Annotated in this window: 18 protein-coding genes; 2 read left to right on the forward strand and 16 right to left on the reverse strand. The window is 47.1% G+C overall.

Features of this window, described 5'->3' with window-relative positions:
• Window positions 1-134: 134 nt before the first annotated feature.
• Both ACT89M_RS22515 and ACT89M_RS22520 read right to left on the reverse strand, forming a co-directional pair.
• Window positions 135-491 (reverse strand): hypothetical protein, encoded by a 357-nt coding sequence (locus tag ACT89M_RS22515; protein ID WP_253491729.1) that lies wholly within the window; start codon window positions 489-491, stop codon window positions 135-137.
• 75 nt (window positions 492-566) lie between these two features.
• Window positions 567-866: a hypothetical protein gene (locus ACT89M_RS22520; protein WP_090919156.1), complete on the reverse strand. Its 300-nt coding sequence runs from the start codon at window positions 864-866 to the stop codon at window positions 567-569.
• A 193-nt stretch (window positions 867-1,059) separates the two neighbouring features.
• On the opposite strand from ACT89M_RS22520, the gene asnB reads away from it, so the two are divergent.
• Window positions 1,060-2,904, forward strand: coding sequence for an asparagine synthase (glutamine-hydrolyzing) (asnB, locus tag ACT89M_RS22525; protein ID WP_308723108.1), 1,845 nt, complete (start codon window positions 1,060-1,062; stop codon window positions 2,902-2,904).
• A gap of 153 nt (window positions 2,905-3,057) precedes the next feature.
• On the opposite strand, the gene ACT89M_RS22530 is transcribed toward asnB, so the two are convergent.
• The 9 genes from ACT89M_RS22530 to ACT89M_RS22570 form a co-directional block, all read right to left on the reverse strand.
• On the reverse strand, window positions 3,058-4,755 hold the full coding sequence (locus ACT89M_RS22530; RefSeq protein ID WP_308723107.1) for a methyl-accepting chemotaxis protein: 1,698 nt from the start codon (window positions 4,753-4,755) through the stop codon (window positions 3,058-3,060).
• 337 nt (window positions 4,756-5,092) lie between these two features.
• Entirely contained in the window at window positions 5,093-5,956 is an 864-nt protein-coding gene (locus ACT89M_RS22535) for an STM4011 family radical SAM protein (RefSeq protein WP_090919162.1), read from the reverse strand.
• On the reverse strand, window positions 5,953-7,338 hold the full coding sequence (locus ACT89M_RS22540) for an STM4012 family radical SAM protein (RefSeq protein WP_154890979.1): 1,386 nt from the start codon (window positions 7,336-7,338) through the stop codon (window positions 5,953-5,955). The genes ACT89M_RS22535 and ACT89M_RS22540 overlap by 4 nt, the downstream gene beginning before the upstream one ends.
• Window positions 7,339-7,351: 13 nt before the next feature.
• Window positions 7,352-8,137, reverse strand: a complete 786-nt coding sequence (locus ACT89M_RS22545; protein WP_154890980.1) for an STM4013/SEN3800 family hydrolase — start codon at window positions 8,135-8,137, stop codon at window positions 7,352-7,354.
• A complete protein-coding gene (locus ACT89M_RS22550) occupies window positions 8,130-9,416 on the reverse strand; it encodes an STM4014 family protein (protein ID WP_154890981.1) in 1,287 nt (428 codons plus the stop codon). The genes ACT89M_RS22545 and ACT89M_RS22550 overlap by 8 nt, the downstream gene beginning before the upstream one ends.
• Window positions 9,417-10,259: an STM4015 family protein gene (locus ACT89M_RS22555; protein ID WP_154890982.1), complete on the reverse strand. Its 843-nt coding sequence runs from the start codon at window positions 10,257-10,259 to the stop codon at window positions 9,417-9,419.
• Between the two features lie 398 nt (window positions 10,260-10,657).
• The gene (locus ACT89M_RS22560; protein ID WP_154890983.1) at window positions 10,658-11,281 is read right to left on the reverse strand and encodes an XTP/dITP diphosphatase; all 624 of its coding nucleotides are present in this window, start codon (window positions 11,279-11,281) and stop codon (window positions 10,658-10,660) included.
• Window position 11,282: 1 nt separating this feature from the next.
• Window positions 11,283-12,038, reverse strand: a complete 756-nt coding sequence (rph, locus tag ACT89M_RS22565; RefSeq protein ID WP_090919178.1) for a ribonuclease PH — start codon at window positions 12,036-12,038, stop codon at window positions 11,283-11,285.
• 118 nt (window positions 12,039-12,156) lie between these two features.
• The gene (locus ACT89M_RS22570) at window positions 12,157-13,212 is read right to left on the reverse strand and encodes a GerMN domain-containing protein (protein WP_090919181.1); all 1,056 of its coding nucleotides are present in this window, start codon (window positions 13,210-13,212) and stop codon (window positions 12,157-12,159) included.
• A 395-nt stretch (window positions 13,213-13,607) separates the two neighbouring features.
• Between ACT89M_RS22570 and ACT89M_RS22575 the strand changes: the two genes are divergently transcribed.
• Window positions 13,608-14,174, forward strand: a complete 567-nt coding sequence (locus ACT89M_RS22575; protein WP_090919184.1) for a phosphatidylglycerophosphatase A family protein — start codon at window positions 13,608-13,610, stop codon at window positions 14,172-14,174.
• A gap of 91 nt (window positions 14,175-14,265) precedes the next feature.
• Here ACT89M_RS22575 and ACT89M_RS22580 read toward each other — a convergent pair whose 3' ends face one another.
• The 5 genes from ACT89M_RS22580 to ACT89M_RS22600 form a co-directional block, all read right to left on the reverse strand.
• The gene (locus tag ACT89M_RS22580; RefSeq protein WP_154890985.1) at window positions 14,266-14,919 is read right to left on the reverse strand and encodes a ferric reductase-like transmembrane domain-containing protein; all 654 of its coding nucleotides are present in this window, start codon (window positions 14,917-14,919) and stop codon (window positions 14,266-14,268) included.
• 38 nt (window positions 14,920-14,957) lie between these two features.
• Window positions 14,958-15,953 carry an FAD:protein FMN transferase gene (locus ACT89M_RS22585; RefSeq protein WP_308723106.1) on the reverse strand — a complete coding sequence of 332 codons (996 nt, stop codon included), beginning with the start codon at window positions 15,951-15,953 and terminating at the stop codon, window positions 14,958-14,960.
• A 47-nt stretch (window positions 15,954-16,000) separates the two neighbouring features.
• The gene (locus ACT89M_RS22590) at window positions 16,001-16,333 is read right to left on the reverse strand and encodes a hypothetical protein (RefSeq protein WP_221791489.1); all 333 of its coding nucleotides are present in this window, start codon (window positions 16,331-16,333) and stop codon (window positions 16,001-16,003) included.
• A gap of 220 nt (window positions 16,334-16,553) precedes the next feature.
• Complete coding sequence (locus ACT89M_RS22595; RefSeq protein ID WP_154890988.1) at window positions 16,554-17,552, reverse strand: MBL fold metallo-hydrolase; 999 nt, start codon at window positions 17,550-17,552, stop codon at window positions 16,554-16,556.
• Window positions 17,553-17,576: 24 nt separating this feature from the next.
• A complete protein-coding gene (locus ACT89M_RS22600) occupies window positions 17,577-18,320 on the reverse strand; it encodes a class I SAM-dependent methyltransferase (protein WP_154890989.1) in 744 nt (247 codons plus the stop codon).
• Window positions 18,321-18,397: the final 77 nt, after the last annotated feature.

Here is an 18,397-nt window from a genome sequence, read left to right on the forward strand (position 1 = left end):
TTTGTCTATCAACACTACTCTTTATTCTGCATACGTTACGCTACGTTGTTTTCTGTTACTCGAAACTTCCTCTACTTCACATCCCATTTCTTCACTACCCTAACACTTATCACTTGTACAATTGTGCTATCTGATTACCCCTGACCAATCAGGTACCGTTGCAGCGTAGGGCCAAGCAATCCAAAAGCAAACAAATTACTTTGAAATTGAGTTTTATCCTCTTCTGCCGTAATGCCCTCGCTATTTTCAAATGCCGTTTCCGTCGCATCTTCAAAGGCGGTATGCATGTTGTTGTTATACCAGTCAATGGCTCCATCCGAGTGATTCCGCACAATACGTACCACTTGCAGTTCATTGGCGGGCTGAGTACTAGCTACATATACAAGTAATGATGGATCTCCCGCATTGCCAGGCTGTACTTCAACCTCTGCACAAGATAACCCGTCCACTTCCGTTAATCTGCGTATTTTAGCGTCCTGAATGGCATACATCGTCATCTTCTCCTTTTGTTCTGATCATTTGCAATTGTATTAATTGCTTCGTTTTCATCATGTTGCTCACTCTGTTCATGTCGTTTGTTCAATCTGGTGCTTGGTCTCTGGCGTTCCCAACCGGTAAATTTCCCGGTATACCTGTTGCAAAACAGTTTCATAAGCACGATTCACATCATGTTCTGGCGTGTCCGGCCAAGGAAATACCATTCCTGGAAAAGCTTCTTCTTCCTTTTCCTGCATAAGATATAGCAATCCCAGTAAATGTTCGGCTTCCTGCGGCGTTGCCTGAATCACCCATTCATATGACGTTACAGACGAATCCGGTATGACAGAGCGGCCCATGACGGACACATAATAGTTGGTCCTGTCCATTGCATGCACTCCCCTTCACAGGCGCTTAAAGCTGTTATCCCTACATGTAGTTTCGGAAGAGGACAGACATTTTATGCCTGCATTCGGCATATATTTGTTACGACCTCTGACGAAAAAGACAACATTTGCTAACTGCTTTCGATTTTTGGAAGCATACGGATGAATGACTCGATCAAGAAAGGATGAACAAACCATGTGCGGTATAACCGGCTTCGTACAGTGGAATCGGGATTTGACACAGGAATCGGAGTTGCTCGTTCGGATGACGAATAGCTTAACGAACCGTGGCCCCGACGCTTCGGGTACATGGATTTCCAATCCCTGTGCTTTTGGACATCGCCGCCTCAGCGTAATGGACCCGGAGAACGGGGCACAGCCCATGCATGCGTTACAAGGAGACACCTCCTATACCGTTGTGTATAACGGAGAACTATACAATGCACCCGAATTAAAAAAGGAGTTGCTTCAGCGTGGGCACCATTTCCGTACCCAATGTGACACAGAAGTTCTGCTCGCCTCGTATATCGAATGGGGACCGGTATGTGTTGAAAAGTTTAACGGTATCTTTGCTTTTGCAATATGGGACGGCGGAAGAGAACAGGTCTTCTTAGCCCGTGACCGGCTGGGCGTCAAACCTCTGTTTTACAGTAATGCAAAAGATACACTTGTATTTGGTTCAGAACCCAAAGCGTTGCTCCTTCATCCGGATGTGGAAGCTGCAGTAGGACCCGAAGGACTCGCCGAAGTATTTATTGTAGGACCTGCACGAACACCAGGACATGGTGTATACTCTTCACTTCATGAACTGAAGCCCGCTCACGCCATGATATACAGCCGGAATGGGATCAAGACCTATGCCTATTGGAAGTTAGAATCCGTGCAACACGAACATAATCTGGAAGAGACTGCAGTTGAAGTACGCCGTCTGTTGCAGGATACGCTAGAACGCCAGTTAGCTTCCGATGTTCCTGTATGTTCTCTTTTATCCGGCGGCCTTGACTCAAGTGCTTTATCAGCTTTGGCTGTCGATTATTATAACCGAACAGGGCAAGGTCAAGTGAGTACGTATTCGGTTGATTATGTGGATAATGCGAAACACTTTCAGGCCCATTCCTTTCAGCCCGGGGCAGATGGCCCATGGATTCAGCGGATGGTGGATGAGCTCAAAACCGATCATCACTGGATCGAGATTGAAAATGGTGAACTCGTTCATGCACTGACTCAAGCTATGCTGGTAAGAGATTTGCCGGGTATGGCAGATGTCGATTCATCCTTGTATCTATTCTGTAAAGAGATCAAAAAAGGAGCAACTGTCGCCATCTCCGGCGAAGCTGCTGACGAGGTATTCGGCGGATACCCGTGGTTCCACCGAGATGAAATGCTGAATTCAGGTACATTCCCTTGGTCCGTTGCACCCGACATGCGAGCAGGGCTGTTATCCCCAGACATTCGGGAGTGGATCAGACCGCTCGACTACCTTGCAGACCGATACTCGGATGCCGTAGCAGAGGTTCCGCTACTGGAAGGAGAAACGGGGAAAACAGCTCAGATGCGTGTTATGTCTTACTTGAATATTACCCGCTTCATGCCTACCCTGCTGGATCGCAAAGACCGGATGAGTATGGGTGCTGGTCTGGAAGTCCGCGTTCCTTATTGCGATCATCGGCTGATCCAATACGTGTTTAACATTCCCTGGGAAATGAAAATTACCGGCGGAAGAGAGAAAGGAATTTTACGAAAAGCGCTTGAAGGTGTCCTGCCTGACGATGTGCTGTATCGTAAGAAGAGCCCCTATCCCAAAACACATAATCCTCAGTATCTTGCAGCAGTCAAGCAGCAGGTCCTTGAAATACTGGATGATCCAACATCACCAATACTGCCTCTTATCGACAAAGTACAGATTCGAAATCTCGCCTCTTCACCAGATGCTTCATCCAATCTGCCGTGGTTTGGACAATTAATGTCAGGGCCCCAGTTGTTCGCTTATCTGACTCAAATCAATAGCTGGCTGAAAACATATAACGTTGCGATCCGATAATTCAATTCGCCCTCTTTCACGTACAACTTTAAGCACTGCAATTCCCTGTAAGCTATCCTGATAATTAGAGTGTTCATCCACAAAACCGCAATAAAAAATGCCCCGTACCATTAACATGGTCCAGGGGCATTTCTGATATTTACCTTTCTCAAATTAAGAAACTTTAAAACGAGCAACAGACTGCTGTAACATCTCCGCCATAGATGAAAGATCATTCGCAGCCGATGCAATCTCCTGCATTGCAGACAATTGTTCTTCGGTTGTTGCACTTACTTCTTCTGTGCCCGCTGCCGCGTTCTCCGTTACGTCCATGATTGATTTCATAGACGCATTAATCTGCTCTACACCAGCATTCATCTGTTCAATGGAAGCAGACACCTCCTGCGCTTGTCCCGCAACACCACTAACTGAACTTCGAATGTGGTCAAAAGTAGATCCTGCCTGGTTCACTAATTGAATTCCCTCTTGCACCTCAGAAGATACCACACTCATCGAATGCGCAGCATTTCTCATGCCTGTCTCAATGGAAGAAACAAGTCCGACAATCTCTCCTGCAGACTGTGCAGATTGCTCTGACAATTTTCGAACCTCGGTAGCCACGACCTGGAATCCTCTTCCGTGCTCTCCAGCTCTCGCAGCTTCAATGGCTGCGTTAAGAGATAACAGATTCGTCTGGGCAGATATTTCCGAGATCGCGTCTACCATTTTCACAATATCTGTCGAGTGCTTACTGAGTTCTTCAATAACTCCTGCAAGGCTCGAAACTGTATTCTGAATGGAATTCATCTGACCAACCGCTGTGCGAATGGATTCACTACCCGATATCGTTTGGGCAGAAGCTTCAGCAGCCTGCTCGGAAACAACAGTTGTATTTTCAGCCACTTGCCGGAAACCGGTAACCAGTTCATTCATCGTCTGGAATCCTTCACTGACCATACGAACCTGGGCATCCATCCCTGTTGCGATCTCACCCATCGTAGTGGCTACTTGTTCATTAGCTATAGCCGTCTGTTCGGTACTTGCCGTTAATTCTTCCGACGAAGCTGCTACACGTTCTGCACCATCATTCACTTGATGAATCAGAGAACGCAAATTGACGGACATCACATTAAATGCTTCAGCCATCTCCCCGATCTCGTCTTTGTTACGAACCTTCAATGTTGCCCCTGTTAAGTCACCTTCCGCAATACGGCTAGCGGCTTGTGCAACAGCCTGCACCGGTTTGGAGATCATTCGGCCGATGATAATTGCGATTGCTAAGCCAATAAGAATAGAAACGACACCTAGGATAATGATCAATCGAAGAACCGTAGCTGTCTGGACATTGGCCGCGGCGATTCCTTCATCCATTGCTTTTTGCTGATGATTTTCCATCGACTCGACAATGTTTTCAAATTCAGTTATAAGCGGCGGGACGGTATTCTCCATTAACCCGGATATTTCCTCCACATTCCCTTGCTTAGTCAAAGACATTATATTTTTGGCAATGTCATAATATTTGATCATCAATTCGCTCGAGTCTGCCAGATATTGTTTCATATTGGAACTCGTAACTGTCGCTTTTAGATCTTCGCTCAATTTTATGTAATCTTCATACGCTTGCTGAAATGCGTCCTCATTCCCCTGGTCAGGTTTCATGATGTAATTTCTCAAAGCCACTTGTTGTGATTTCAGGTCAATCGTCATATTTTTAATTTTAAGCAATTTGCTTGTTCTATCATTGATTAAATCGGTGAATGTTTTCTCCAAACTCACAAATTGAAAGTATGAAATAGCTGTAACCGCTATCAACAACAATAGAACGGATGAAAAACCGATAAGTAACTTTTGACTGATGGATATCCTTTTCACGTTGAGTTCCTCCCGAATTTCAATACAAGTATGTAAGATGATATATTTTTTTCATATTCACCCCCTAAACTAGACTAAAGACCTATAATATGATATAAAACAATATAATAATTATATATATCATTTAATAAACGGGTCTTTATTCCTAATTAATACTAACCCAAAACCACCAAAACTTGAATCAGAAATTATTTTGAATTTGCAATAAAATAAGTCAAGACCTATTTATCAAGGGTTTTCGAATTATTTCTTTATTACAGAAAATAAAAAAAACACCTTCCAGTACACTTGCAAACAAACCTTAAGGTTTGAGGCAAGCACTTACTGTAAGATGAATTTATTGATGAATAAAGGTCGGATTCCGTTCCAGTAGCCCTGTGCCAAATGTTTCTCTGAACGGGGAATCCTGCATATGAATATAACCGATGTAACAGCCGCATTTTTTCATGCCACAAGGACGATCTTTAGCCAAAGCCTGCAAGCCATCACGATAGAGGTGACCGATGATCCGTCGATCCTTATAACATCTTTTTACATGACCCGAGCCTTGAACATAAAACACATCCGTGCCTGCAGCACAGCGCTTGCCCAAACTATCATAGTCCTGCAGATTCCCCTCAAAGAAAGGGTCAATGTCCTTGAGAAACTTGATTTCGTCCGGGGTGTAGTAGTTCGGCCGATCTTTGAACGCATTGATCCACATATACACATCGTCAGGTAGGGCATTCCTCATGGATTCTATGGCTGGAAATGCACTGCGTAGTCCAACCGTGCCGACGCTGAAAGACAGCCCCATCTGCCGTAATGTCATACATTGGTTCACAAAGGAAGTCTCTTTGGTCTCGCGAGGGTGATACGTTGCCCAAAAGGCCGCTTTGTCTACATGCAACTCACTTGCCCAATCCAGTTTCACAGAAAGGTTCGTCTGAATCGCTACCTTATCCACATGAGTCATATGTGACAATTCAACCATCGCTTCCCGATACCAGCGCCGCACCAAAGCTTCTCCGTAGGGGTTAAAGAATATCGAAAATCGATGCCCATGAATCTCCTGTTCTCTGACCCAGTTTACAAATTGGCGTAGCTGCTGTTCGTCCACATTTAACGTTTCTTTGGAATCCACTGTTTTGCTGAACGGACAATAGGGACAGTCATAGTTACAAGAGGATAACTTCCCCCGGTAATATAAGGTCGCTCTCATGAGAAAACAAATCCTTCCATCTGCTCACGAATATCCGCAGAAATAAGCCAGTCTCCAATGGCATCGGAATATCCAAGTCCATTCTCTGTCAAACGCAGTACTCGCTCATTTTCTTCGACATCGAAGCATGCCATCTCTTCGACCAACAATTCGTTCAACCAAGGGTAGTCAGACATCACATCTGTTCCGAACCTCTCCTGGTAAGCGGACAACATGAGTCCTTCCCGATGTAGCAGCGCTTTTAATATAAATCGGCGTTTCTGCTCTTCGCGGCTTAACACAATGCCATAATCAGCCACATCGTAACGCTCGGTGCCTACATAATCAGCAATAATGCTTTGTGTTGCCTTATAGGTCACACCGTATTTAGATGCATAATGGACCTCGCTCGTATAGGAACGGGCACCACATCCCAGACCGACCATGCCCTCTTCCTGACAACTGTACGGTAAAAGTGCTTTGGCAGAAGACTGCTCCTTGGCAAATCTGCGCATCGAATATTGGGTGTACCCTTTGCTTTTTAAAAGTTCACGTGCAGCTTGGTAAAGTTGCATTCGTATATCGGGTCCTTGACGCTGAATATCCTCTGGCTTTACGATCGTGTTTTCCCGTGTGTATAGAGGATAAATAAATACTTCGCCCGGATCATAAGCCAGGACACGTTCAAGGGAATAGATCCATGTCTCCTCGGTTTGACCCGGTAAACCATAGATCAGATCCAGATTCAACAGCGGAAAATCATAACGGACCAGCTTCTCCAGAGCGCGTTCTACCTCTTGTGGTTTTTGCGGACGATAGATGGCGGAAGCCTCTGCTTCAATAAAACTTTGAATCCCCATACTCACCCGATCCACGCGCCGTTCCTTCAAGATGCTCAATTTGCCATCCGTAACGGTGTCAGGCGATGTCTCCACCGATATCGAAGCTTGAGAAGCATCCAGTCCCATCGTATGTTCAGCAATGTCAAACAGACGGCTAAGTTGAGACTCATTCAGCAATGTCGGTGTTCCTCCACCAATTGCAAACCTCGAATACGGTCTACGTGAAGTCACTGGCGCCCACTGCTTTGCTTGACGTTCAAGTGCGTCCACATATTGTTCATGGCTGTCCTGCCGCTTGTCCGGCAGTGTGAACAGATTGCAAAACCCGCAACGAGCAGCACAAAAAGGGATGTGCATGTATAAAAAGTAAGTCTCCGTGTCTTCCTTCTCCCACAGAGATTGTAGCGGAATGGGCGGATTCAGTTCACGATATGCTGTCTTATGCGGGTAAGAGTACAGATAGGAACGATAAGGGAATGTCAGCACATCACGAAGACTTGCTGCTGGATCGGAGCCAGACTGCGTGGCACCTGCTGTAGTTCGCTCTGCATACTCACTCATCGGGCTTCCCTCCTTATAAAATAAATTCACGGTACGGCACCGTCCAAACTACATCATGCGCCAGTCGGTGTCCGTGATACCCATCTTCACCATAGGCGGTACCATGGTCAGAAAAAGCAAGGCAGAACGTTGGCCGTTCGCGCGCTCTCATCGCTTCAAACAAAGGTCCTAACGCCTTGTCCACATATCGCAATGCGGCTCGCTGCGTATCTACCGAGTCCTCCCGGGCTCCCTCAACGAAGTATCGGTTGGGGCCGTGAATGGCAGAAACGTTCATGAAAAGAAAAAGCTTCTCGTCTGGCCCAGTCTGATCAAGTAACTTTAAGGCATGGTTGACTTGATTCTCTGTTGACCTTGGATTGGTAACCCCAAAATTCATGCGCCAATAACTTTGCTGAAAATAACCAGGCAACACTTTGGCGAGAGGATTCTTTTTCGTAAAAAATATGACGCCACCGATACAGATCGTTCGATACCCTTCAGCGGCAAAGCCGGACACGATATCCGGCGTATCAAACAACCAAGTATGAGGATGAGTTTGAAGTCCCGTATTTCGAGAATGGAACAACCTTACATGCGATGCTTTGTCTGTATTGGCAGGTGTGGGCATAAAACCGCCAAAAAAAGCATGGTGAGCAGCATACGTAAAGCTCCCCGGGGTATGCCGTTTCTCCCATGAACCGGAGCCACACAGATTGGGGCAATGCTGTTCTTCCAGCTTGGCAACATCATATCGTAACGTATCCAGTGTAATCATCAATATATCATGGGAGCCTACAATGGTGTTCATATCAGGCATGTCTAACAGGCTCCTTTCGCAAAAGCTTCATCTCCCATTCATACGGGGTCAACTCTTGATGTCTGACTCGGTATAACAAGTCTCCGAACGGGTTCACGTCCAGCACGTACGCTCGTGGTTCCATGCCACTGGTAAGCATCACATCAATGCCTGCCGACCATGAATTGGGAAAAGCCAGCATCGTATCACGAGCTACTCTCTGGATCATCGACATATGTGGGTCGGGCAGACCAGCTTCCGCCGGTAGCATGCGCTCATTCCGTAAATGAAGATTGGTGATTGGTGTACGGCTAAGACGCATGACTGCATGACCGGCCTGTCCTGCCATCACAAGTTGGCGAATGTCATAAACACGTTGATCCAGCATAGCTTTGGGCATCCACCGTTCTATCTGAGCTCCTTCAGCACAAAGCCAGTCCAGCAGCGTACGAATTTCTTCAGGATGTGTATACTTTTGCAGTTTACCTTCATTGTAAAAGAGCGTTTGACCCTGGCTGGTCTCCATACCTACGGTTGTCACAGCAATCTCTGCACCTGTTCGCGGATTCACTTGATATGCAACTACTCCAGAAGCAGCCGAGCCACAGGCTAGCTTAATAAAAACGCGATGCATCCGTGATGCATCCATCGCTGCTCGCAACTGTTCCCAGCACTGAATTGGCTCGGAAGAAGGTAATATCGGTGGCACCGAAATTCCTTGACGCATGAGGTGAAGCTGGCATTCTCTTTTATCAAACATCATGCCAATCTCATCAGGATCATTCCAGAATTGCACACCAGGCCATACTTCACGCGCTTCTTGGGCGATTCGGTCAAGACAAACCTTCCAGCCTCTGAACCATTGGGCAGGCGCGTAAATTCTGCCCCATTGTTGCTCTAATGTGAGCGCTGCTTCGGCAGAGAAAGATTCACCTGGTGACCGTTTCACCGAAGATATCGCTTCATTTGGCGAGCTAAACTTCCAGCCCTCAAAACTCGGCGATGGAGTGCTCAATACTGTACCGTCAAAGCCTTCGTAGTCGGTTGCCCCGAGATGTAACAGCCCGCGTTCTACCTCCCAATCTTCCCCGGGAGCATCCAGTCGAATCAGCGGACTAGGTGAGATGAATTCCACAAGTTCGGCAAGACCGCCTCCCCGTCTCCAGGTTCGAAGAAGATTCTCATAAGACAACACCGTCGCAGGTTTCATCCCCATTTGTCTTCTGGCTTCTTGTATCCCTGCCGTTCGTCGATTATCTGGATTGCTAATTAATAACAGATCTTTTTCATGCCACATCATTTATTCTGTCAGCATCGGGAAACGCCAGTCATCCTCATCACTTTCCTGTTGGTCACTGACATCTACCGACATGCCTGATTGCTTAAAGCGCTCCATCATTTCGTCCGTCATGAAGTGATAGCTTAGGTTCAAATGTTTTAATTGTTTGATTTGTTCGCTGGCAAGCAGTGCCTCTGCACCTTCATCGGATAATGTGCCTTCGGAGAAATCAAGTATCTGAATCTGTTCCAAGATCGATGCATCTGCAGTAGCCTTGGCAATCTCATCCTGTATTTCGCTGTCCTTCAAACCAAGGTACTCCAGTTTAGGGAAACGTCCTTTTTCAAGCAATGGCAGTACGTCCTCTAATGAACCGTCAAATCCGTAGTCTTCCACACCCAAATACAGTTCAAGCTTGCGCAATTCGGGAAGTTCAGCGGAGGCAATGGAATGTAACACTTTTTTCGGAAGACCACCACAGATAATCACTAACTCTTCCAGCTTGCTGTGCTGAAGAGGCTCAAGTTCAAGTCCGCTACTGCCTTTGATCACAAACGAGGTCAAATTCGGAAAAGCTTGCAGAATTGGCGCAAGATTCGTCTGAACAATCCAGGAAACTTCGCACTCTTCGGACTCCATATCTCCGATAAACAATTGTTTTAGAGCCGGAAAACTTGGTGCAAGCTGAATTAACGTATCTTTGAATTCCTGAGGAGAATTTTCATAAGCTTGTCCCCAATCTCCAATGATCAGACTTTCCAGCGTAGCCGCTTCCGGTTTTGCTGCCAAATCTTGAAGAAGTGTCTCCATTCGAATACCTTCTTCATAGTCATCGTAATTTACAACCAGCTTCACTTCTTGCATGCCAAATCCCTCCCGTATAAGGTGTATCATCTTTCACTAATCTGAATGTTAACCCATACCCGGCATGACTTGCAACTTCTTCCAACCCCAGTCCCAATGCCATTCCCAATCGTGCAAACCACCTCCTGTTCGGTATAGGAAAAAGAACATACGTTCCCCATATCTAAATTCCTTAATCAGTCATGATATCTAGGTACATGGAAGGACCACACTTTGATTAGCTTAACAACGCATATCAAAAAGACGTTAACAGAGTAACAACCTTATCCTATCCCATAGGAATGAAAGTTGTTTCCATTAACGCCTTGATGAATTCAATGCTCCACTTGCTTGCTTCATGCAATCAAGAAAGTCAATCGATTCAGCGCACTAGCGAAGCATGTAGCCTACCTCTTCTTTTATGCTTGCAAGCGGGAAACCAGTGCTCGCAGTGCATGACCCCGATGACTGATCGCTTGTTTTTGTTCCAACGTAAGTTCTGCCATCGTTTTCTCATACTCCGGCACATAGAAGAGGGGATCATATCCGAAGCCACCCTCGCCTGCAGCATCAGCTGTAATCCAGCCATCAGCCGAACCCTCAGCTTCATACTTATCTCCACTTGCTGGATCGTAAAGCACCAGTGCGCACACAAATTGAGCAGGACTTAACAACGGTTGCTGGGAATCCTCACCTGATTTTAACGCAGCAAGAGCATCCAGTAGCTTGGCATTGTTCTGGGCGTCAGTCGCACCTTCACCAGCATATCTTGCGGAATAAACACCCGGTTCTCCGTTCAGCAAATCTACACAAAGTCCTGAATCGTCTGCCAGAACAGGAAGCCCGAGCGCATCACCAACGGCCTTTGCTTTTTTCCACGCATTCTCGGCAAAGGTAACACCATCTTCCACGACATCCGGCAGCTCCGGATAGTCAAACATGCTTTTGACCTCTTTGCCCAGCGGAGCAAAAGCATGCGCGAATTCACGCACTTTTCCTGCATTGCGGGTGGCAACAATGATAACCGGGCTGTCCAGACTCATCTTAAGCCTCACCCAATCCACGTGAACCAATCTTCAGCGCAATCGGTCCAAGAGCTTCTTTTTGCCGCTCGATCATTTCCAAAATTCCCTGTTCGCCAAGTTCCAGCATCGCGTTCAATTCACGGCGGTCAAAGGGTGCTTCCTCACCTGTTCCCTGAAGCTCCACGTATTTCCCGCTGCCCGTCATCACCAGATTCATGTCCACTTTGGCTTTGGAATCCTCATCATAATTCAGATCCAGTACCGGCTGTTCTCCGACAACACCTACGCTCACGGAAGCAAGGAAATCCGTGATCGGGAACACCTGCAGTTTATGTTGCTGCGCAATTTTGTTCACAGCGAGCGCCAGCGCCACAAATGAACCGGTAATGGATGTTGTGCGTGTGCCTCCATCTGCCTGAATGACATCACAATCCAGCGTAATGGTACGCTCCCCAAGTGCCTGCAAGTTCACTACCGAACGAAGAGCTCGGCCGATCAGTCGTTGAATCTCCATCGTGCGTCCTGTCAGCTTGCCGCGATTCGCTTCACGCTGGTTTCGAGTATGAGTAGCACGCGGAAGCATAGAGTATTCCGCTGTAACCCAGCCTTTGCCCTGTCCTTTCATAAAAGGCGGAACACGTTCCTCCACCGTTGCCGTACAGATTACCTTTGTATCACCGACTTCAATCAATACAGAGCCCTCGGCGTATTTATTCGTGTTAATTGTTAAATTCATCGGGCGTAGCTGTTCGCTAGTTCGTCCGTTAGATCTCATATTTTCTGCCTCCTACGACTTAAGCATCCTGTAATGTTGAACTTCTTCTCTCTTGCAGCCATCCTTTATATTTTACCAAAGAGTTCAGTTAAAAGCACCCTCGGGGCTCTCTTATCTGTTAAATCGGAATTTCGTTAATGTATTCTGGCTTGGACACCGGCGCACTGTAATCCCGGTTATCATCACCTTTGACCGTTTTCTGCCCGTTCCATTCAATCTGCACTTTGGCGTCTTTGCTGGCTGTATTCTCCGCGGTTGTCAGGACAACGGACTGTAACAACTCACTAGGTACCATATCCCCTTCTGTAAACATATCATCCTTCAGCGCAACCGTTACCGTGCCATCCTCAGATGTCTTAACCGACTGCAATTCCGTTCCACCTGTCATCACTTCTTCCAGTTCTCCATCCTTGGCTGGTCCCTTGATCAACTCGTTTAAAGCGGCCTGAACGCGGTCTCCACTTGGAGCAACTAGCCGTGTAACTGGAACATAATATTGCACACCAGCAGGAGAAGCGGCTGAAAAATAAACCGTCACAGGACTGCTGTTCGTTGTGAAGGATTCACCTAAATCCAGATTAATGCCTACCGCGCGATTCAACGGCTCCGGAAGAGGTGTACTATTGACAGGCATTTGACTCAGCTTTTTGCCATCCACCCAAATCTGTACATGGTTTACCTCAGGCGTTCCTGTGAGCGTCCACGTCACGGCTTCCAGCATTTTACGCTCATCTTTGGCATCATATTTGGCAAAGTTACCCGAGAACTCGACAACAGCCAGCTTGTCATCCGAGTGAATGGTTACATTCTGCACTACCGTTCCCTGTGGCAATACACCCTTGAAGCCTTCAGGTAACATTCCAGCATATGCTCCGCCTGTAACCAAAGTATCCAGAGCTGTCTTCGGGCTACTTACATCGGTTCCGGATGGAAGGGTTAACGAGACTGGAGCGAGCATCCCTTGCTGGTCTTGTAAATACACCGTCGTGAGCGGAAGCGTTGCGAGCTTTCCATTACCTTCAGCGGCCTGAATCATAGCGGCTTCCTGAATACGTGGCGGCGGATCAATCGCTTCTGAAGATTGGGCACCGAACATTCCACAACCAGATAATACGACAGGAATGCCAAGCAAAGCCGCTGCCGAAGCCTTACGTAAAGATGGGATTTTTCTCATGATTCACGTTCCCCCTTATCATTTTTACAGTTTGTACTACCATGTATACGAGCCTTCGTTCAAAAAATAACTACTTTTTGCACAAGCTCCTGCTCAATCTGGCAATCTTCATGTGATACCAACATAAAAGCAACGCGATACGGTTAATAACGTATGTAAGTAAGATGTATGCAATCATCAATATATAAGTTGAACGATTCTTTTACACGTTAACGGAGAGGACAGAAAAAACCTGAAGAAGCGAAGCGTTCGCCTTTATCAGCGGATTTTCACCTTGATAAAAGGTAATTAAAAAATCTGCGGATAACAGCGATCGGAAGGTTCTGCTGTCATCGGAGTGTTCCCGTGTAAACCTCTTCGTTCAATTTATATTTACACCAGAGGAGGATTCGCCCATGGAACATCCGGAGCAGGAAAAAATCCCTTACAGTCTGAATAGCCGCAAAGTTGCTGAAGCAACAAGGGAATGGTTACACAAACGGGGCGTCACGATCCCTGAGATCGCAGAACTGGTCATGTTGCTTCAGAAAAAGTACTATCCTGGACTGACGATGGAAGAATGCATCGAGAACGTGGAGATGGTTTTGAAAAAACGTGAGGTTCAGAATGCTGTCCTGACAGGTATCCAGCTTGATCTGCTGGCAGAACAAGGACAACTGATCTCTCCTTTGCAAGAGATGATTGAGAACGATGAAGGACTGTATGGCGTAGATGAAATTCTCGCCTTCTCGATTGTGAATGTATATGGCAGTATCGGATTTACCAATTACGGTTATGTGGACAAGCTGAAACCTGGGGTATTGGAACGTCTCAATGACAAAAGCCTGGGACCTGTGCATACGTTCTTCGACGATATTGTCGGGGCCATCGCTTCAGCCGCGAGTAGCCGGATTGCTCACCGCAAACAATCCGAGATGGAAGAGGCACTCGGAGAAAAGCCAGTCAGCGACGACAAGATTTAGTTTTAGATGGGTAGTCGAAGAAAAACGAGTCAAAAAAGCGGCCAGTGCAGGCCGCTTCTCTATTTCATATGGCTAATTCATGTTGCAACACCTATTTGAGTTGCTCTTGCCCCAAAGGCACAGCCAATCCGTAGGTTTCTGCCCATTTTCTATCTTTCATCGATTCTGATTCAGTCCGTTTGGGTCCAATCGTGATCTCCGGTCCTTTTCGCTCTCGCATCAGACCACGCAATACCGTGATACCAACAATGCTGATTCCGGTAAATACATACATCAGACGCATGATCACGTGACCCGAATCACTTCCCGTTACCATGCCATGGATCATTAACCCGGCAAATACCGGATAGGATAACATGTGGATCATAAACCACCATTTGCGCCCCAGCTTGGTGCGTAGATCACTGGACAATAACACGATCAGCAAGCCGTAGAAAGCTAGCGTGCCCAGCCCCGTGCCAATCGGGTGCACTGACGCTGTAAAAGGAATCAACAGTTCTCTCCAGGTAAACGGGCTGTAGCGATCAATAACCAATGTGAGTGCATGTGTGATGCCAAGTCCAAAAGCAAGCCAAGTTGTTCGTGTATGCCACTCAAACATGACAGCTTTGGGTCTCCCCTTGGCGATAGGCATCCCTTGAGCAATGCCTAGAAATACACCAGCAAAAAGCAGTACATATGCAGCTATCCCACTTATACGAATGATATTCCACGTTGGCAGGTAATCTACAATCCACTGTGCCATAACCGGTTCCCCCAAATCTATAAGACTTGTTCCCGTTCCTATTCGATCAAGCTAAAACGATGATCCGGGTCGAAGCCAGGCCAGCGCTCAGCAAGTGTTGATGAATTTCCTCTAAAATAAACGTTTGCCTCTCGAGTGATCCAAAGAACATCATGTCGGTCATAATGTCGATTAAGCCAGTTCACTGCTTCCGCACTTCCCAAGATTGATACAGTCTTGGCTATAATTTCGCACTGCGAAGCATGCTGACCAACGACGGTACATTGTAAAATGTCTGTGTCCGCCGGTTTCATCGTCCGGGGATCGATAAGATGATGTGCTGTGTAACCCTTGTCATCTTGCCACTGTCTACGTGTAATCCCTGATGTGGCGACAGCCCCTTGTTGTAGGCGTACCGCCCCCGACACATCTTGCATCTGTGGAAACGGACTGGTTACCTCCAGCGTCCAATGAGGATGGTCTGTTGTACCCCATACCTGAATGTCACCGCCTGCATTAATCATTCCCGCAGGAATGTTCATTCTCTTCTGTAGCCAGTCCGCGATACGTTCTACAGCCCAGCCTTTTACAATACCGCCAAGATCCAGCTCCGTTCCCGGGTCGAGATGCACCATCCGGCTCCCTTCCCGCTGTATCCAGCTTGGACGACTGTAGTCATATGGATCTTCCCTCATGCCAGCGGCTTCCGACTTTAATATAGGTAATAGACGCTCCAGCAAAGGCCGCTGGGATGCTCGCTGATGTATCTTTTCAAAGCTTGTATCATATCCCGATGAACGAAGAGCTTTCATGATGCCGGGTTGGAAGATGCCTTCCGTTTGTCCGATATATCCATATGCTAAGCTGAGCACCTCATCCATCGCAGCCGAGACAGAGATCCATCCTTGACTCTCATTCAGACGAGTTAATTCACTGTCAACCACGAAACGGCTAAAACGCTGCTCCTGTGTTTCGAACCAGTTTTTGACGAGGGAGGCGGCGTGTTCCGCCTGTTCTCTATCTGCCAGAAACTGCACTTCTACCTTCGTGTTCATCGCGTGAAAATAAAATCGGAGGGGACGTACAGCCTGCTCTGTGCGGCTCATGATGCACCTGTGCGTGACTGATAATTGCCATGATTGCTTTCAGAGCCCGAGCGCAGCGAATTGGCCTGATTCTGATTTGACCCAACCGAGTATCCGTCTGTACCCCAATTGTACTGATCCGTACCGTCTGGAGACCATTCATCCATCACATCGTCACGTGAATCCACCCGTGTGGAAGCTGTTATTCCAGTGTCTGTCCCATTCGCCGCCGCATAAGCGACGTCAAATGCATCCGAGGTTCTTACATATTGAAAGAGTGCAGCCACAGTTAATGTAGCCGCAGCCGAAGCTTGCCATTTCCGCCATTGGTTCCGTTTACGTCTTGTCATCGCTTATCCCTGCTTTCCATAGCGAAGTTCATAGTTGTATGATAGGCTCCCTGGCTTAAAAGAAGCTGAATAAACGGTTAACCGCGCCTAAAGCTTTTTGTTTTTTCTCACAAAAAAAGCCCCGAACAGGTAAATCCTGCTCAGGGATAGGGATAAGATCACTATTGAAAAAAAGCTATTAATATCTGTGCCAACTGTGTTTATATGCAACCTATGACTACTAGCTAGTTAAATGTTGAAAATAAATGATTCCGTCAGCCTGTTGTACCTGTCCCGCCAAACCACGCCGAGTTAATTCCTGCAGATGCGCCAGTGTTTCGCTCATGGCAAAACGTAATTGATGTATTCCAAGCCGATCACCAAACAAATGCAAGCAGATATCATATGCATGAGCAGGGCCTTCCTGCATACGTTCCGTCAGTTTGCCCAGACGCTCTTCATGGTGAGCAAGCAATTCGGCGGTGCGTTCCGTAAAACGGGTAAACGGATTTCGATGACCCGGATATGCACGTTCCACTGTAAAAGTGCTTAGACGCCGCAATCCGTCCATGTATGACAGTAGAGGTTCTGTATCACTGCCCGGTTGCAAACTGATATTGGGCGAAATTTGGGGTAAAACAGCATCTCCGCACAAAATCTCTCTTGATTCAGGAGCATAAAATGAGAGATGACCCGGGGCATGTCCGCCCGTTTCCACAGCGGTCCATGCTTTTCCACCCATATGCACGGTTTCACCATCTGCAACGATGGTTACCTCCGGAAGCGGTGTAATTTGTGAGATAAATGTTTTCATATGTTCCTTAATCTCAACCGTTTTTTGTTGCGGCATACCATGAAGCAGGTAATACTCCGGCAGTCTCTCTTCAATGCTCGCCCCGGTTCCCCACATAAAATCTGTCTCCTGGCGGGAGCGTGCTGACATTAACACGGGTGCACCCGACATCTGCTGCATCCAGCCGGACAATCCCAGATGATCAGGATGATGATGGGTCAGTAAAATCTGATGAATATGTTGAAAGGTCAAGCCGAGTCCGGCCAACGCTTCATGCCACTCCTGCTCCGTCTCCGCGGTACGCGGTCCTGGATCAATAATGCTGACCTCGCCATCCTGTTCGGTTAAAATATAACTGTTTACCCATCGAAGTGGAAAAGACATCGTGATTTGAATACGGTGCATTCCCTCTGGCATAGATAACGATTCGGTTCTTGTACGTTTCATGGTCTTTCCCCTCTCTCGAGTCAATTAGTCAGTAGGACGATGTCCTACAAAGATCATGCGCGGCGAAGTCTGCTCGTCATACTTCTCTTCATCGTATCCCCCGTGAACCTGATCAACCTGAAGATCTGCATCCTCCAGCATTCCACTCAGTTGCTCACGCGAGTAAAGCTTGACACTTTCCTTATAGATTCGCGGTTCAGTCCCGGCAGAGATGTCCGTAATATGTATTTCCTTTTGCACAAACCCGTCTCGTATCCTGCGATATTCCTCAATCCGTTGCCCTTCATCTCCACGAACAGAGTGCTGTACCAGATGTTTTTGCACGTAGGCTGTATTGATAAAATCAAGAATGAAACTGCCTTCCGGTTTCAACATTCGATGAATGGCACGCAGAACCTTCAATTGTTCAATATCCTCGGGGAAGTATCCAAACGAAGTGAACAGGTTAACTACAGCATCGAATCCACCGCCAAGAGGGATTTTGCGCATGTCGGCATGACACCATCTAACCCGATGATCGGCATCCAGTTCTCTGGCTTCACGCAGAAGCACATCGGATAAGTCTACTCCCGTCACCTGGAAGCCAGCGTCCGCAAGCGCAAGAGAATGCCTGCCCATCCCGCAGCAGAGATCGAGCACTTCTGCACGAGGGCGAAGCTTCAGCCAGTTAATCATCTTATGTACTTCCTCATAAGCACCATGCACATCCCGGTGTTTGTATACGAGCAGATAATCTTCGCCAAAACTCTTTTCGTACCATGCCGTCATGTCAATCTTCGCCCTCCGTATCATAAGTTATCCTTATCCGCATTGAGCAGATTTTGCTGGCTAGAACACCCCACGCT

The sequence above is a fragment of the Paenibacillus sp. NN59 genome (assembly GCF_057597225.1).

Coding starts and splice junctions, on each gene's coding strand:
- ACT89M_RS22540 (WP_154890979.1), bottom strand. CDS start 7,338: ATGAGTGAGTATGCAGAGCGAACTACAGCAGGTGCCACGCAGTCTGGC.
- ACT89M_RS22560 (WP_154890983.1), bottom strand. CDS start 11,281: ATGAGTCTGGACAGCCCGGTTATCATTGTTGCCACCCGCAATGCAGGA.
- ACT89M_RS22600 (WP_154890989.1), bottom strand. CDS start 18,320: ATGACGGCATGGTACGAAAAGAGTTTTGGCGAAGATTATCTGCTCGTA.
- ACT89M_RS22580 (WP_154890985.1), bottom strand. CDS start 14,919: ATGGCACAGTGGATTGTAGATTACCTGCCAACGTGGAATATCATTCGT.
- ACT89M_RS22515 (WP_253491729.1), bottom strand. CDS start 491: ATGTATGCCATTCAGGACGCTAAAATACGCAGATTAACGGAAGTGGAC.
- ACT89M_RS22545 (WP_154890980.1), bottom strand. CDS start 8,137: ATGCCTGATATGAACACCATTGTAGGCTCCCATGATATATTGATGATT.
- ACT89M_RS22535 (WP_090919162.1), bottom strand. CDS start 5,956: ATGAGAGCGACCTTATATTACCGGGGGAAGTTATCCTCTTGTAACTAT.
- ACT89M_RS22570 (WP_090919181.1), bottom strand. CDS start 13,212: ATGAGAAAAATCCCATCTTTACGTAAGGCTTCGGCAGCGGCTTTGCTT.
- ACT89M_RS22575 (WP_090919184.1), top strand. CDS start 13,608: ATGGAACATCCGGAGCAGGAAAAAATCCCTTACAGTCTGAATAGCCGC.
- rph (WP_090919178.1), bottom strand. CDS start 12,038: ATGAGATCTAACGGACGAACTAGCGAACAGCTACGCCCGATGAATTTA.
- ACT89M_RS22550 (WP_154890981.1), bottom strand. CDS start 9,416: ATGATGTGGCATGAAAAAGATCTGTTATTAATTAGCAATCCAGATAAT.
- ACT89M_RS22595 (WP_154890988.1), bottom strand. CDS start 17,552: ATGAAACGTACAAGAACCGAATCGTTATCTATGCCAGAGGGAATGCAC.
- ACT89M_RS22555 (WP_154890982.1), bottom strand. CDS start 10,259: ATGCAAGAAGTGAAGCTGGTTGTAAATTACGATGACTATGAAGAAGGT.
- ACT89M_RS22520 (WP_090919156.1), bottom strand. CDS start 866: ATGGACAGGACCAACTATTATGTGTCCGTCATGGGCCGCTCTGTCATA.
- ACT89M_RS22590 (WP_221791489.1), bottom strand. CDS start 16,333: ATGACAAGACGTAAACGGAACCAATGGCGGAAATGGCAAGCTTCGGCT.
- asnB (WP_308723108.1), top strand. CDS start 1,060: ATGTGCGGTATAACCGGCTTCGTACAGTGGAATCGGGATTTGACACAG.
- ACT89M_RS22585 (WP_308723106.1), bottom strand. CDS start 15,953: ATGAACACGAAGGTAGAAGTGCAGTTTCTGGCAGATAGAGAACAGGCG.